Annotated in this window: 10 protein-coding genes; all 10 read left to right on the top strand. The window is 50.2% G+C overall.

Features of this window, described 5'->3' with window-relative positions:
• Positions 1-98: 98 nt before the first annotated feature.
• A complete protein-coding gene (locus ACFSX3_RS19215) occupies positions 99-1,427 on the top strand; it encodes an ABC transporter substrate-binding protein (protein WP_209988268.1) in 1,329 nt (442 codons plus the stop codon).
• A 90-nt stretch (positions 1,428-1,517) separates the two neighbouring features.
• Positions 1,518-3,299, top strand: coding sequence for a sensor histidine kinase (locus ACFSX3_RS19210; protein WP_379313156.1), 1,782 nt, complete (start codon positions 1,518-1,520; stop codon positions 3,297-3,299).
• 5 nt (positions 3,300-3,304) lie between these two features.
• Positions 3,305-4,924, top strand: coding sequence for a response regulator transcription factor (locus ACFSX3_RS19205; protein WP_209988269.1), 1,620 nt, complete (start codon positions 3,305-3,307; stop codon positions 4,922-4,924).
• A 95-nt stretch (positions 4,925-5,019) separates the two neighbouring features.
• The gene (locus tag ACFSX3_RS19200) at positions 5,020-6,933 is read left to right on the top strand and encodes a GH32 C-terminal domain-containing protein (protein WP_379313154.1); all 1,914 of its coding nucleotides are present in this window, start codon (positions 5,020-5,022) and stop codon (positions 6,931-6,933) included.
• 17 nt (positions 6,934-6,950) lie between these two features.
• A complete protein-coding gene (locus tag ACFSX3_RS19195) occupies positions 6,951-7,886 on the top strand; it encodes a carbohydrate ABC transporter permease (protein WP_209988272.1) in 936 nt (311 codons plus the stop codon).
• Between the two features lie 23 nt (positions 7,887-7,909).
• A complete protein-coding gene (locus tag ACFSX3_RS19190) occupies positions 7,910-8,749 on the top strand; it encodes a carbohydrate ABC transporter permease (protein WP_209988275.1) in 840 nt (279 codons plus the stop codon).
• Between the two features lie 332 nt (positions 8,750-9,081).
• Positions 9,082-9,612 (top strand): hypothetical protein, encoded by a 531-nt coding sequence (locus ACFSX3_RS19185; RefSeq protein WP_209988278.1) that lies wholly within the window; start codon positions 9,082-9,084, stop codon positions 9,610-9,612.
• Positions 9,613-10,185: 573 nt separating this feature from the next.
• Complete coding sequence (locus ACFSX3_RS19180) at positions 10,186-12,153, top strand: helix-turn-helix domain-containing protein (protein WP_209988281.1); 1,968 nt, start codon at positions 10,186-10,188, stop codon at positions 12,151-12,153.
• Between the two features lie 17 nt (positions 12,154-12,170).
• Entirely contained in the window at positions 12,171-13,196 is a 1,026-nt protein-coding gene (locus ACFSX3_RS19175; protein ID WP_209988284.1) for a FecCD family ABC transporter permease, read from the top strand.
• The gene (locus tag ACFSX3_RS19170) at positions 13,193-14,206 is read left to right on the top strand and encodes a FecCD family ABC transporter permease (protein ID WP_209988287.1); all 1,014 of its coding nucleotides are present in this window, start codon (positions 13,193-13,195) and stop codon (positions 14,204-14,206) included. The genes ACFSX3_RS19175 and ACFSX3_RS19170 overlap by 4 nt, the downstream gene beginning before the upstream one ends.
• Positions 14,207-14,209: the final 3 nt, after the last annotated feature.

The raw sequence follows: 14,209 nt of genomic DNA, 5'->3' as shown, positions 1-14,209 counted from the left end.
TTAAAAGTTCAGTGCAGAGGATAATGAATTTTATCATCGGGCAGGTTTGATAATATTCAGTTGTAAGCGTAGACAGTAGATGAAAGGGGAGGGCATTATTGAACAGTAAGAGTAAAGTGGTACTAAGCGCGATGTTGGCATGCGGACTGCTCGCCGGATGTGGAAGCAAAGGGGATAACGCGCAGCCGGAGGCGGGAGCTTCGTCGGCACCCAAAGAAGAGAAGGTGTCGCTCACGTTCTGGAGAAACTCGGGCAATGACGCCGAGAATTCGGCCTATGACAAGCTGGTGGCCTCATTTAATGAAGCGCATCCTAATATCAAGGTTGAGATGAGCCCGATTCCGTATGCCGATTACGATACCAAGCTGAGAACATCCATTGCTTCGGGCAGTCCCCCTGATATTATGGCCGTCGACGGCCCGAATATGGCTTCTTACGCCCAGGCGGGTGCTTTACAGCCGCTGACCGCCTTTTTCAAGAAGGATGGTAATCTGGAGGATATTCCGGAATCGACCATTGCCACGTATACCTATAATAATGAAATTTACATGGCTCCGCTCACTGAATCCTCCATTGCTCTTTTTTATAATAAAAAAATGTTTGAAGCGAAGGGAATCCCTCTTCCCTCCAAGAACCCGGAAGAGCCTTGGACTTGGGATCAGGTGCTGGATGCAGCTAAAAAGCTGAACGACCCGGCCAAAGGCGTGTACGGCATTGATCCGGCGCAAGGCTTCGGTAATGCAGGAACAGCAGCCTACTTTAAATATCCGATAATTTGGCAGTTTGGCGGCGAGATCATGAGTCCGGATGGAACAACTTCCAAAGGTTACCTGGATAAGCCAGAGACCAAAAAGGCGTTGCAATTCTTCTCCGACCTGTATAATAAAGATAAAGTGTCCTCCCTGGAGTACCCGCCAGACCCGTTCCCGAACAGCCAGCTGGCGATGACGGTGGACGGCTCCTGGTCACTGGGTAATTATGCCGACAAGTTCCCTAATTTCAAATTAGGCGAAGATTATGATATCGCCCCGCTTCCGAAGGAAACCCAGCAGGCTGTCGCGAACGGAAGCTGGTCGCTGGCCATTTCCTCGAAGAGTAAGAATGCCGATGCGGCCTGGCAGTTTGTAAACTGGGTAACGGGCTCTGAAGGGGCTAAGACCTACTGCTCGATCACAAAAGATATTCCGGCCCGCTATTCAGTAGCCAAAGAGTTCCCTGAGCTGGGTCAATATCCGAAGAATATCTTTGTCGTACAGAATCAGAAGTTCGGCAGACCGCGTCCGATTACACCGGTCTTCCCGCAAATGTCCGAAGCGGTAAACAAGATGATTGAGGAAGTGACCATCGCCGGACGCAACGCGGATGCAGCCATTGCCGACGCCATCAAAAAGATTGACAAGGCATATGCAGATCTGCCGCAAAAATAATACAATTTCCAAACATTACAGAAACGGCAGCCGCCCTTTATCCAAAGGGCGGCTAAGCCGTTTCCACTTGTAGCAAGGGGTGCGGTTGTCATGTTCTACTCGTTACGCAGCAGATTGATGTGGGCTTTTTCGATCCTGCTGATCCTTCCGATTACGGCGGTTGTCTTCATCCTCAGCAAGGAGTCATCGGAGCAGATCCGTACATCTACCCAGACGTCCACGCTGCAAACCATAGACCAATTTGCCTCCCATGTCAGCACGCTGCTGACGCAGATTGAGGATATGGGCAACCAGGTGCTGAGCAGCGACATCACACAGGAATGGATAACCGCCGACCTGAACGATGAGAGCACTAAGGGGGAGCAGTATCTGGCCAAGCAAAAGCTGCGGGAGCTGTTATCCTCTTATGCGATCAATAATTCGAATGTGATATCCATTTCCACCTTTGCGGAGGGAAAGGGCGGGTTATGGACACAGGATCTGGGCTACCTGAAGAGCAGCTGGTACAGCCAGTTTAAGGAGCAGGACGTACGCTGGACGCAGGCTCATAAGGACAAAGATCAGGCCGACGACAGCATACGTTCGAGCGAGATTAATAGTCTTGTGCTTCCTTTGGTGCAGCTCCAGTCCTTTAAGGATGTTGGAGTAATCAAACTCAATTATCCTACGGTGCTGCTGCGCCAGGATTTGGATAAAATCAGCTTCGGCAAAAGCGGCAAAGCCTTCCTGCTGACGGCTGAAGGTCTCAGTGTACTCAATCAGGATTTGAGAGGAGCTGAGGGGCTGCTTAAAGACGGGCTTGCAACTGTGCAGAAACAGAGTGGCGGACAGACCAGCGGCATTTTCCCGCTTCACCAAGGGGGGACCGACTATCTGTTCTTTTACCGCAGGCTGCCTGCACAGAACTGGCTTATCGTCGGCGAGGTGCCGGAGGCGGAGCTGTATGCGACCATCACCAGGCTCAAAGAAACGCTGCTCCTTGCCAGCTTTGTGCTGCTGATCCTTGTCATTATTGTGGCGCTGTGGCTCTCTACCGGCATAACGAAGCCATTAAGTGCCATGGCCCGGGCCATGCGGCATGTGAGAAACGGGCAGTTCGAGCTGGCGATGAAGGATATGCCCAAGGTTAGATCGCGGCAGAGCGAAGTGGACTATGTGGCCGGTGTATTTGAGCAGATGACCCGTCAGCTGAAGTATCTGATCGAGACGGAATTCGAGACCAATCTACGCCGGAAAAATGCCGAATACAAAGCGCTCCTGCTGCAGATCAATCCGCATTTTTACAACAATACACTGGAGATCATCAGCGGTCTGGCGGCGATGAAGCGGGAGGATCTGGTCATGGACGCCACGGAAGCACTGGGTAAAATGATGCGGTATTCGCTGAGTCTCGATACGGATCTGGTACAAGTCAGCGAGGAGCTTGGCTATATCCGTGACTACCTGTTCCTCCTAAAGCTGCGGCATGAGGATCATCTGATGGTGGAGGTCCGGCAGGATTCCGCCGCGGATCAGCTGCTCATCGCCAAGTTCATTCTGCAGCCGCTGGTAGAGAATGCGGTGAAGTACAGCCTGGAAAAAGGGGGAATCGCCGAGGTGGCCATCACCTCCAGTGTGTGCGGAGAGCGCCTGCACCTGCAGATCCAGGATAACGGTTCAGGAATGACACCGGAACTGATCGCCAGCATTCTTGCCGATACGGAGCTTAGGGACAGTGTGGGAATCTTAAATCATAAAGGGGACAGCATCGGACTACGCAATGTACTCTCCCGCTGCCGCCTGTATTACGGCGAACAGTTTGAAGCCGTGCTTGATTCGAAGCTAAATACAGGAACAACCATTACACTGAAGCTGCCGCTGATAGAGAGGTGATTATCATGTATGACATTATGCTGGTGGATGATGAGAAGGGGGTCCGCAACAGTATCAAAGCCAAAATCGACTGGGAAGCCGCCGGCTTCCGGGTGGTCTCGGAGGCCTCAAGCGCCAATGAAGCGCTGCAGCTGCTGGAGCAGGGACCGCTGCCGCAGCTCCTCATTTCCGATATCCGTATGCCGCAGATGGACGGCATTGAATTTATCCGCATCTGCAAAACGAAGTATCCGCTGCTGAGGACGGTTGTGCTGTCGGGATACTCTGACTTTGATTATCTGAAATCGGCCATACAGCTTGGAGTGAAGGATTATTTGCTGAAGCCGGTAGCCCGCGCAGAACTGAATGAGCTGCTTGGCAAGCTGGCTGAAGAAATTAGACAGGAGCAACAAAAACTGCAGGCCTCACGGCAGGCTCTGCTGCAGAAAAATGAGCAGCTGCGGCTGCTGCAGGAGAATTTTTTGCTGCAAATGGTCAAGGACGAGTGGTACAGCTTGGCGGCGATCAAGGAACGGCTGCAGCAGCTCCAGCTGACCCCGCTGACGGCGGATGATCTGAAGCTGCAGTTTGTCGCTGTGGAGATGAGAGTACCGGCGGGGCGGATGGCGGACTGGCAAGAGCGCCGGGATCTGCTCAATTTGGCTTTTCAGATGTTATGCCGGGAGACGGCTGCCAAGCGGAAAGGAATCTATCCATTCAGCGATGTCGCCAATTCCGCGATGATGTATTTGCTGATTATTATGAAGCCGGAGCCGGAGTATGCCGATCGAACGGACAGGTTCGTAGGAGAACTGAAGCGAAACATCGCCAGTTACCTGAAGCTGGAATGTGTGACGGGGATTGGCGAGGAAGTGAATGGACTCAAGCGGCTGAAGAACGGTTATGCTTCGTGCATGCTGTCCTGGAGCCAAAACACCGTGTATAAAGATGGAACGGGCGAACGGAGCCAAGTGATGGAGCTTATGCAGGCTTTTACCCCGGAGGTGGAGCGGAAGCTGGTGCAGGCGATTGAAAATTTGGACATGAGCACCTTCCGCCAGCAGCTTGACACTATTTTCAGTAGCGAAAGAGATACGCCGATGTTTGCGTTCACCTTTCTGGCCCTGCGGATGCTGCTGATGTTCAGCTCCATCGCCAAAAAGTTCGAGCTCGGCGGCTCCGCCCTGCAGAAGTATTTGTGGAACTGTCAGAGGACCATTGCCGATTACCAGTCGCGTGAAGGTGTGCGGGGGCAGATTGATGAGCTGGCGCAGCTTGTCATGGACGAAGTGAAGAAGCTCCGCTTCTCCAGCGGACAGCATATGGTCGAAGCGGTCAGGAAATACGTGGAGGAGAATTTCTCTTACGAGCTGGCGCTTTCTTCCCTCGCCGAAATGTTTCATCTGAATGAGACCTATTTATCCGGGCTGTTCAAGCAGCATGTGGGCATAACGTTCAGCGACTATGTCACCCGGCTGAGAATGACCAAGGCAGAGCAGCTTTTGCAAGAGAATGAACTGAAGCTGACCGATATTGCCATGCTTGTCGGCTACTCCAGTTCCAGCTATTTCAGCACCTCTTTCAAGAAAAACAGCGGCAAAAGCCCCAAAGAATACCGTGAATGGTATTTGAAGAATCACCCCTGAGAACATCACAACTTCCGAGCCGATCATATTGAAAGGATTTCTCTGGCCGTTCAGCTACAATAGTGTCAACTAAACAAGGAATAGGAGTATGCAGCATGAATGTTTCGGGGGAGAAGCAAGCGCATAAAGAGAGCAAAACTGTAAGCAAACTGGCGTGTGCGGCTGCAGTAATGCTGGTTATCGCAGGGTGCACTATTGGCGGCAACGGCAATCATAGCAGCAATACTTCTGATTCTAAAACTCCGTCCAAAGCCATCTCTAATACTGCACCTGCCGCCTTTCAGTTTTCTGATGTTCCCAATTACTACACGGAGCTCTACCGCCCGCAGTATCATCTGTCGCCGGAAAGCGGGAATATGAGCGATCCGAATGGAATGGTTTATTTCGAAGGTGAATATCACCAGTTCTACCAGAACAGCGGCCAGTGGGGTCACGCCGTCAGCACGGATCTGATCCACTGGCAGCATCTGCCGGTAGCGCTCCTGCGTGATTCGCTCGGGGAGATTTGGTCGGGCAGCGCCGTGGTGGACTGGAAGGATACGAGCGGTTTTTTTGGCGGTGAAGCGGGACTGGTTGCGATCTTCACCCATTTCAAAGGGGGAATGCAGTCGCAGAGCCTGGCGTACAGTTCTGATAAAGGACGCACCTGGATCAAATATGAGGGCAATCCCGTGATTCCTAATCCGGGACTCAAGGATTTCAGAGATCCCAAGGTGTTCTGGCATGAGCCTTCGCACGCTTGGGTGATGGTTGTCTCGGTGGACAACCGGGTGAGATTCTATTCCTCTCCAGACCTGAAGACCTGGAAGATGACCAGCGAATTCGGCGCCGATCAGGGCTCACATGCCGCCGTCTGGGAATGTCCGGATCTGTTTGAGCTTCCCGTGGAAGGCAGCAAGGAGACCCGGTGGGTGCTGGCGCTCAGCATCGGCAATAACAGCTCAACCCGTGGCTCGGCGGCGCAATATTTCATCGGCAGCTTTGACGGACAGACATTCAAGAACGGGAATGAACCCTCCAAAGTGCTGTGGACCGATTACGGAAAAGACTTCTACGCCGCAGTGTCCTACTCGGATATTCCGCAGAGTGACGGCCGCCGGATCTATGCCGGCTGGATGTCCAATTGGCGCTATCCGTTCTCGATGCCAAGCGCTCCGTGGAAAGGGAATTTGTCGCTGCCGCGGGAGCTGAAGCTGCGCGACATTCCCGGTGAGGGATTGCGCCTCGTCCAGCAGCCGGTGCAGGAGCTGGAAGCCTTGCGTGGCCAAGCGGTCAAGCTGGAACCCCAGCGGCTAGAGCCAGGCAGCAATCCACTGGCCGGTCTGCACGGGACCTCCTATGAACTTGATACCGAGTTCACCGTGAAGGGGGAGGCGGAATTCGGCATCAAACTGAGAAAAGGTGCAGATCAGGAGACCAATATATCGTATAACAACGAGAATTCAATGATTACGGTGGATCGAACCCGATCAGGAGACAGTTCATTTGAAGCCGGGTTTGCCGAAACGGTCCAGGCGCCCTTAAGAGCGGTGAACGGTAAAGTCAGGCTGCATATCTATGTGGATGAATCGACGCTGGAGGTGTTCGGCGCAGACGGTGAGACTGTGGTTTCCAGTATTCTTTTCCCGGAGGCTACCAGCAATGGATTGGAGCTGTATGTGAAACAAGGGGACGTGATGCTGGACCAGGCCGTCATGTATCCGATGGCCAGTGTATGGCGGAATGAGGAGCCTGACGGCCCCGAACCGCTTCGCGTCCTGCTGAGCCAATCCAGTGTGGATGTTCCGCTTGGCGGCACTGTGGAAGCGGCAGCGGCGGTCGTTCCGCTAACAGCTCCCCAGGAGCTTACTTGGGTGTCGAGTGATGAGGCCGTTGCACAGGTGGAGAGCCGTGCCGGAACATCCGCTGTCGTGAAGGGGCTGAAGGAAGGCCAGACGGAGATTAAAGCTCTTGCCCCGGGTGGGCAAATCTATGCCGTAATGAACGTGTACGTCTATAAACCGGATTGAAATGGAGTGAAAAGATCATGACAAGCGTTACAGCGGCAGCTGAGTCTGCCTCCAAAACTGCCCCATCCAGCAAAAAGCCCCGCCGGTTTCTGCGGGGAGAAGAAATAACCGCCTGGTGGTTCGTGCTGCCTTCCTTTGCTTTGCTGCTCATCTTTGTGTTCTATCCGATGCTGCAAGCCTTTGTGATCAGCTTTCAGAATTATAACCTGGTAGGATCGACCCGCAGCTTCATCGGGCTCGACAATTACAAGTCTCTGGTGACGGACAGGGATTTCCTGGCCAGTCTCAGGCATTCGTTTCATTTTGCCATCGTAGTGATTCCGATTCAGACCGCGATTTCACTGGGCTTGGCACTATTAATCCAGAAAAAGTTCAAGCTTACCGGTCTGTTCCGCACACTCTATTTCATTCCGGTAGTCATTTCTACGGCAGTGGCCGCAACGGTGTTCAAACTGATCTACAACAAGGAATTCGGGATTCTGAACAATGTGCTGAAGACACTTCATCTGCCCACGACCAATTTCCTGTCCAACCCGGATACGGCGATGAACGGTGTGATCATGCTGGGAATATGGAAAGGCGTAGGTTTTTTCATGATTATCTTCCTGGCCGGATTGAACAACATTCCGCAAGATTTATACGAGGCGGCCCGGGTAGACGGTGCTACCAAAATACAGCAGTTCTTCCGCATTACGCTTCCTTTGCTCAACCGTACCACGGCCTTCGTGGTGATTATGACGACCATTGATGCCATTAAGCTGTCCGGCCTTGTGTTTGTATTGACCAGTGGAGGACCCAACGGGGCTACCGAAACCGCAGTCTATTATATCTATAAAATGGCCTTCCAGCAGATGCAGATGGGCTACGGCACCGCTGCCGCCTTTATTCTGTTCGCGATTGTTCTCGCCATCTCGCTCGTGCAAATGAGACTGTTCCGGAACGCGGAACATTAATGAGACTACTAGGAGGTATCCACATGAACCGCTTTGCAAGCATTGCCAAGTATACGGTGATGACCGTTCTGGCTGTTATTTCAATTATTCCAATCCTCTGGATGATCTCGGGTTCACTACGCCCTTATGAGGAATTGTTCAAGTACTCCTCCAGTCTGAATATTCATTTGTTCGTTCCTGTCCAGCCAACGCTGGCTAACTTCAAAGAGGTTATCTTCAGTGAGGGCAACCCGTTTCTCCGCTATATCGCGAATACACTGTTTGTTGCAGGGAGTGTAACCCTGCTGGTGCTGCTGGTGAATTCAATGTCGGCGTTTGCTTTTGCCAAGCTGCGTTTCCGTGGCAAAGCGATTGTCTTCGCCCTGTTCATGTCGGCGATGATTATTCCTGGTGAAGTAACGCTGGTCCCGAACTATCTGCTGATGAATTATTTCGGCTGGCTGAACTCCTATAAGGCGCTGGTGATTCCTTCGATGCTGTCTGTGTTCGGAATCTTTCTGCTGCGGCAGTTCTTCGCGGAAATTCCCGATGAGATTCTGGAGGCGGCCAAAATCGACGGAGCCTCGATGACCCGGACTTTCTCCAGTATTGTTTTGCCTGCGGCTGTCCCGCCGATGATCACCCTTGCGCTGATGACCTTTCTTGGCAACTGGGATTCCTATCTGTGGCCTCTAATCGTTATCAATGACGAAAAGAAACAGATGATCCAGGTAGCCATTGCCACGTTCTCCTCGGTGGAAGGAACCGATTGGTCCAAGATTCTTGCCGCAAGCACCATTTCCACGGTTCCGATCCTGATCCTGTTTCTGTTCCTGCAGCGCTATTACATTCAGGGCATTACGATGTCGGGTGTGAAAGGGTAATGAAAGGAAAGGGAATAACGATGAAATACGATACAGTGGCGCTCGGCGAGCTGCTAATAGATTTTACTCCGGCAGGGCTGTCGCCTGCGGGCCAATAAAAGTTATGACTTTTCCTCTGCTTAACTTTATCCTGTACAATGCTTATGGCAGGCTGTTCCCCACGTCTCAACCTCGCTAACAATGGCGGGGTATTTCTTTGCATTCAGGAAAATTCTCGTCACATACGTAATGCCCAGGATTTGATATCCTATGTAAGTTACACGAGACTGAGGAATTGGCGGTGTGGTACTTTGGTGTAGTAAACTTTACGTGAATTATATCGGAGGATGGACATGCGAAAAATCATTTTGTCTTTACTATTTTTAGCTGTAATTACTGCCTGTGGATCTTCGAGTGGAATTAATGCAGATGATCTCGCTATTGTTAAAGTGGACAATGAAAAGGAAATTGTAAAGTATGGGATGAGCACGGAGGAGGCTGAAAAGATACTTGGTCCTGGGAAAAAAACCACCACGTTTAGTACATATAGTTCTGGAATTTCAATCATGTATAGAGACGGTGCAGTAGTATGTATTTTTATTGACGAAGAATCCAAGGGAAAGTATAAAACAATCCAAGGAGCAGAAGTAGGGATGTCAAAGCAAGAATTAATTAACTTGTACGGAGAATCTGGAGCACTCAGTTTATCAGAAATACAATTAGACTATATTTACGATTCCACAAATAAAAAGTACCTAACTATAGATGAGCAGAGTTCAAATAATGATCTAAAAAGTTATCAAGTATCAGTAAGGTTTAAAATGGATGGCGGTGCTCGGGTAATTAGTTTGCTAGATCGTCAGTCCGCCATGCTTGGAAGATAATAAATGTTAATAGTTATCAAAATAACCGTCTCGCCCTTCAATGGTATTGATCATTACTAGATCAGGATCAGTAGATATCTCCGTAATGCCGGTTTATCTTTTAAAACAATTGGGAAGTATGAGAGATGATCTTTTTAAAAATTTTTATCATCGTAGAGACTTAATTGATATTCTTTGAAGACGTTTTACTTTCTTTTGAAGAATGATTTTTTAATGCTACATAACAAATTCCTTGAAAGTGATGCAGACTTCATAATTGTGTCCAAGCCACAAGATCCGGTATTCATGTGGCGCCAGTACAATGCTGCTGTTCTTATTTCTGATCTTCGCTTATGCATAGTGAAGGGCGGTGGCAAGGGGTAAACTTTGAGACGGCGGTTTATAAATGCTGAATACTGAGTATGAGAGTGCCTTTGGGGTGCTCTTTTTTGTTTGGGGGTTGTTTATCACGCCTGCTCCCCCAATGTCACTTAATGATGATATACTAATCTTGAGTATTATGATAATGATAATCAAAATCAATTAAAGGCAGGTATATAAATTGGGACAAGTGAGATGAGGGAGCGCGGATTAATGCAAGAAGAAGCAGAAGCAAGCCAGGTATTTACACCGGAGATGATCGATACGATGGCCCGCATTTGGACACGTTCGATCATTACATTAATAGATGTACGCTTTCAGAATATAGCGTCCGCATACCCTTTGGAGCAGTATAAAATGCCTAGCAGCATGTTTATCTATGCCTGTGGAGGGGAAGCGCAAATTCAACTGAATGAAACCACATTTGGAATGGAACGCTTCGGTCTAGTTCATGGCGGGAAGGGGAGCCTGCTCAGTATTTCGCCTAAAAGGGAGAGTGTGAAGACCTTTATGGTCTTTTATAAAGCGGAATCCCCTCTTTTGTTCAAGAAGCACCTGCAGCAATTACTGGAGCAAGTAAATCCATTTGTTCAACAGTTTGGTTATACACCAAGTAATCCTATCTTGCTGCTCGATTGGTTTCAACAAATGTTGAATGACTGGAACCGCGGCAAGGCGATGGATCAGCTTCAGGCTAAGGGTTTTCTATATCAATTGATTCATAGGGTGTATAGAGATTTTGAGGGTGGCGAGATTCGCTATCTCCAGCCCTTTCCAGCCAGTTCTGCCAAAATATATCTTGATAAACATTACAGGGAGCCGATTATGTTCCAGGATATTGCCGCTATGTTTGGGATCAGCGGTGGACAATTGACTAGGCTGTTCAAAAAGAAGGAAGGGATGAGCTTACAGGAGTACCTCATTCAGAGAAGGATTGAAGCTGCCTGTCATGACTTGAAGCATACAGAAGCAACCATTAAAGAGATAGCAACCGGATCTGGATTTGCTGATGAGAAGAACCTGTTTCGGATGTTTAAGAAGTATTACAAGATGACGCCGAGTGATTACCGGAAAATAAACGCACCATCCATGCAGGTTAATGGTATTGATAATGATTCTCATCTTCATTACAATGAGAGGGAACTGGCGAGTCTAGTCAAGTCTTATAGAGATGGGGAATCAAGCATGTTTGGACAAGTACGAAGTAAAGAAATGATCTTAGTGGCGGCGATGAGCCTGATGCTGCTGCTGACGGCATGTACGTCGGGGACGCCAGCGAATAATAGGGGAACGGTGAATCCGCCTGCGGAGACCGGGCAGACGACACAACCGGAAGTACAGGAGACGAAGGCTTCAGAAGCAGTCTCGCAGACCAGAACGATATCTACAGTAAAGGGTGATGTTGAGGTGCCTGGCAACCCTCAGCGTGTTGTAGTCGATTATCTGGTTGGTGATGTGGTGGCTTTGGGCGTAACTCCTCTAGGTGTGGCGAGAGCGACAAAGGGTGAGACAGAGGCAGTCTATTCTAACGAGATTAAAGATTCAATTAACATAAAAATGGAGCCGGAAGATGTCATGACTCTTGAGCCTGATCTGATCATATTAGCCTGGGGCGAAGAGAATTATGAGGATTTATCCAAAATTGCCCCGACCATTTATGTCCCTTATGGTGATATGACTACAGAAGAGCGTATCCATTTTATTGGCAATGTTCTGAATAAGCCGAAAGAGGCTGAGGCTGTTTTGGATGCTTATGCTAACAAAATCGAAGAAGCGAAGCTATCCCTTAAGAATGCAGGCCTTTCAGACGTGACGATTACTATGGGAGAATTCAGTGATAAAACGAACTCCATCGCTGGAGCCAAGCATGCGGTTGGCGAGCTTATGTATAATCAGCTTCAAATGAAGGCACCGTCAAAGGTTCAAACTGATATTATTGACGCTGATAAATATTGGGGACAGATCTCTATGGAGGTCTTGCCCGCTTACATGGGGGATTATTTGATCGCCTTAGGAGATACGGAAGTTCCTGCTGATCATGCGGTTTGGAAATCACTACCTGCTGTGCAACATAACCGGATTGTAACGGTGGGTTCATCGCTATCTTGGTCCACGGATATAATGACCTCCAGTGCATTGATCGATCATATTGTCAATCAGTTGCTGGCATTAGCTAAATAAGGGGATTGGGAAATACGATGAATAACAAGCCTGAACACAATCGCCGTGGGGCGGTGAACTTCACCATGTACATGGTGGTAGGGCTTGGATTAACGGTTCTCATGTCAGCGGCGTCGATTAGCTTTGGCGCCGCTGATATGAGGTTAGCGACTGCATGGGAGGCTATTTTCCGATTTGATCCAACGCTCACTGAACATCAAATTATTCAAACCCTACGTCTTCCGCGTACCGTAGCCGATCTGATCGTCGGGTGTAGCCTTGCGGTTTGTGGTGCGATCATGCAGGGGACAACGCGCAATCCGCTGGCCGACTCCGGGCTGATGGGGATCAGCTCTGGGGCAGCATTCGCGATTGCGCTGTGCCTGGCCTTTCTACCGGGGTATTCGTATGGGCAGATGATGCTGTTTGCTTGTCTGGGAGCAGCACTTGCGACCGGGATCACGTACTTCATCGCGTCACTGGGCAAGCGCGGGATGACACCTCAGCGGCTGGTGCTGGCAGGACTGTCCATCTCCATGCTGTTTGGCGCACTCAGTCAGTATTTGGCGATCAATTACAACCTGGGCCGGGCATTGGCATTCTGGACAGCAGGCAGTACAGCCGGGGCCAAGTGGGGGGAACTACTGATTATCTCCCCTCTATTTGTTGGTGGTGTCCTGCTGGCGCTGGCGCTAGCTCCTTCCGTTACACTGCTCAGTCTGGGGGATGATGTGGCAAGTGGACTCGGTATTCGCAGCGGACTGGTCAAGGGGCTATCGACGATTATCGTGCTCGTGCTGACTGGACTGGCTGTTGTCGTGGTTGGCCCAATCGGTTTTGTGGGTCTGATTACCCCGCATATTGTGCGATATATGGTCGGAGTCGACTACAGGTACATTATTCCGGCAGCTGCGCTATATGGTGCGTTGCTGACCGTATCGGCGGATCTGGCTGGCCGTTTGATCAATAGGCCGTTCGAAACACCGATTGGCATTATTTTTTCCATCATTGGTGTGCCGTACTTTCTCTTCCTAGCCCGCAGGCAAAGGAGGGAATTTGAATGATCAAGCAGCGTTATACGGTGCAACGGGGTATCCTCGTCAATGTAGTGCTTATAGTGCTCATCCTTATGTTTGCTGTCATTAGCATGAATTCCGGCAAGATGAATCTTTCACCGCAGGAAGTGCTGAACGTTCTCCTGGGTAACGGCACCGGCAAGCACAATCTGATCCTGTTCGATTTTCGAATGCCACGAATCGTATTGTCGATCTTGGTAGGTCTGGGAATGGGAGCGGCTGGGGTCGTGATGCAGAGTTTGCTGCGCAATGACATGGCTAGTCCGGGGACACTGGGGATTAGCTCAGGATCAGGTTTGTTTGTCCTGTTCTTCGTCGTATTTATCGCATCGGCAGGAAAAAGTTCCTTCATTGCCCTGCCGCTGCTGGCCTTTGTCGGCGGCCTGCTGGCGGCGGGATTGATCTTCTTATTATCGTATCACCGTGGGCGAAACCTCTCGCCAATCGGTCTGATCTTAACCGGGGTTGCACTCGGAAGCGGGTATGGGGCGCTGACCACCTTCCTGACACTCAAGCTGGATGATTCGCAGATGGACTTCATGCTGAATTGGCTGGCGGGGAGCTTGTGGGGCGCTGATTGGCGCTATATTGCTGTACTGGCACCATGGGTCTTGATTTTAATCGGCTATATTTTCTACAAGTCCCGGATGCTGAACGCCCTCCATCTGGGCTATCAGACGGCAGAAGGGCTGGGTCTTTCCGTGAAGCGGCAGTTTTTGGGGTTGTCGATCGCTGCCGTTGCTTTATCCTCTGGCAGTGTAGCTGTTGGCGGGAGCTTCTTCTTCGTTGGCTTGATCGCTCCGCATATGGCAAGGAAACTGGTCGGGCCCGATCACAAATTGCTCATTCCGGCTGCCAGCCTGACCGGCGGATTAGTCGTGGTGCTGGCAGATACGATTACGCGCACGGTTAACCTGGGGGGAGATGTGCCGACGGGAATCGTCATTACGGTCATCAGTGTTCCGTACTTTCTTTATTTACTAGCGAAGGCCAATTAGGAG

The sequence above is a fragment of the Paenibacillus rhizoplanae genome, from assembly GCF_042684125.1.
Classification (GTDB): domain Bacteria; phylum Bacillota; class Bacilli; order Paenibacillales; family Paenibacillaceae; genus Paenibacillus_AQ; species Paenibacillus_AQ rhizoplanae.
The sequence above is the reverse complement of the archived record's forward strand: the minus strand, read 5'-3'. Positions and strand labels throughout refer to the sequence as shown.

Bases quoted from the DNA above. Each gene is read 5' to 3' on its own strand.
- ACFSX3_RS19190 (WP_209988275.1), top strand. From the start codon at position 7,910: ATGAACCGCTTTGCAAGCATTGCCAAGTATACGGTGATGACCGTTCTG.
- ACFSX3_RS19185 (WP_209988278.1), top strand. From the start codon at position 9,082: ATGCGAAAAATCATTTTGTCTTTACTATTTTTAGCTGTAATTACTGCC.
- ACFSX3_RS19195 (WP_209988272.1), top strand. From the start codon at position 6,951: ATGACAAGCGTTACAGCGGCAGCTGAGTCTGCCTCCAAAACTGCCCCA.
- ACFSX3_RS19205 (WP_209988269.1), top strand. From the start codon at position 3,305: ATGTATGACATTATGCTGGTGGATGATGAGAAGGGGGTCCGCAACAGT.
- ACFSX3_RS19170 (WP_209988287.1), top strand. From the start codon at position 13,193: ATGATCAAGCAGCGTTATACGGTGCAACGGGGTATCCTCGTCAATGTA.
- ACFSX3_RS19180 (WP_209988281.1), top strand. From the start codon at position 10,186: ATGCAAGAAGAAGCAGAAGCAAGCCAGGTATTTACACCGGAGATGATC.
- ACFSX3_RS19200 (WP_379313154.1), top strand. From the start codon at position 5,020: ATGAATGTTTCGGGGGAGAAGCAAGCGCATAAAGAGAGCAAAACTGTA.
- ACFSX3_RS19175 (WP_209988284.1), top strand. From the start codon at position 12,171: ATGAATAACAAGCCTGAACACAATCGCCGTGGGGCGGTGAACTTCACC.
- ACFSX3_RS19210 (WP_379313156.1), top strand. From the start codon at position 1,518: ATGTTCTACTCGTTACGCAGCAGATTGATGTGGGCTTTTTCGATCCTG.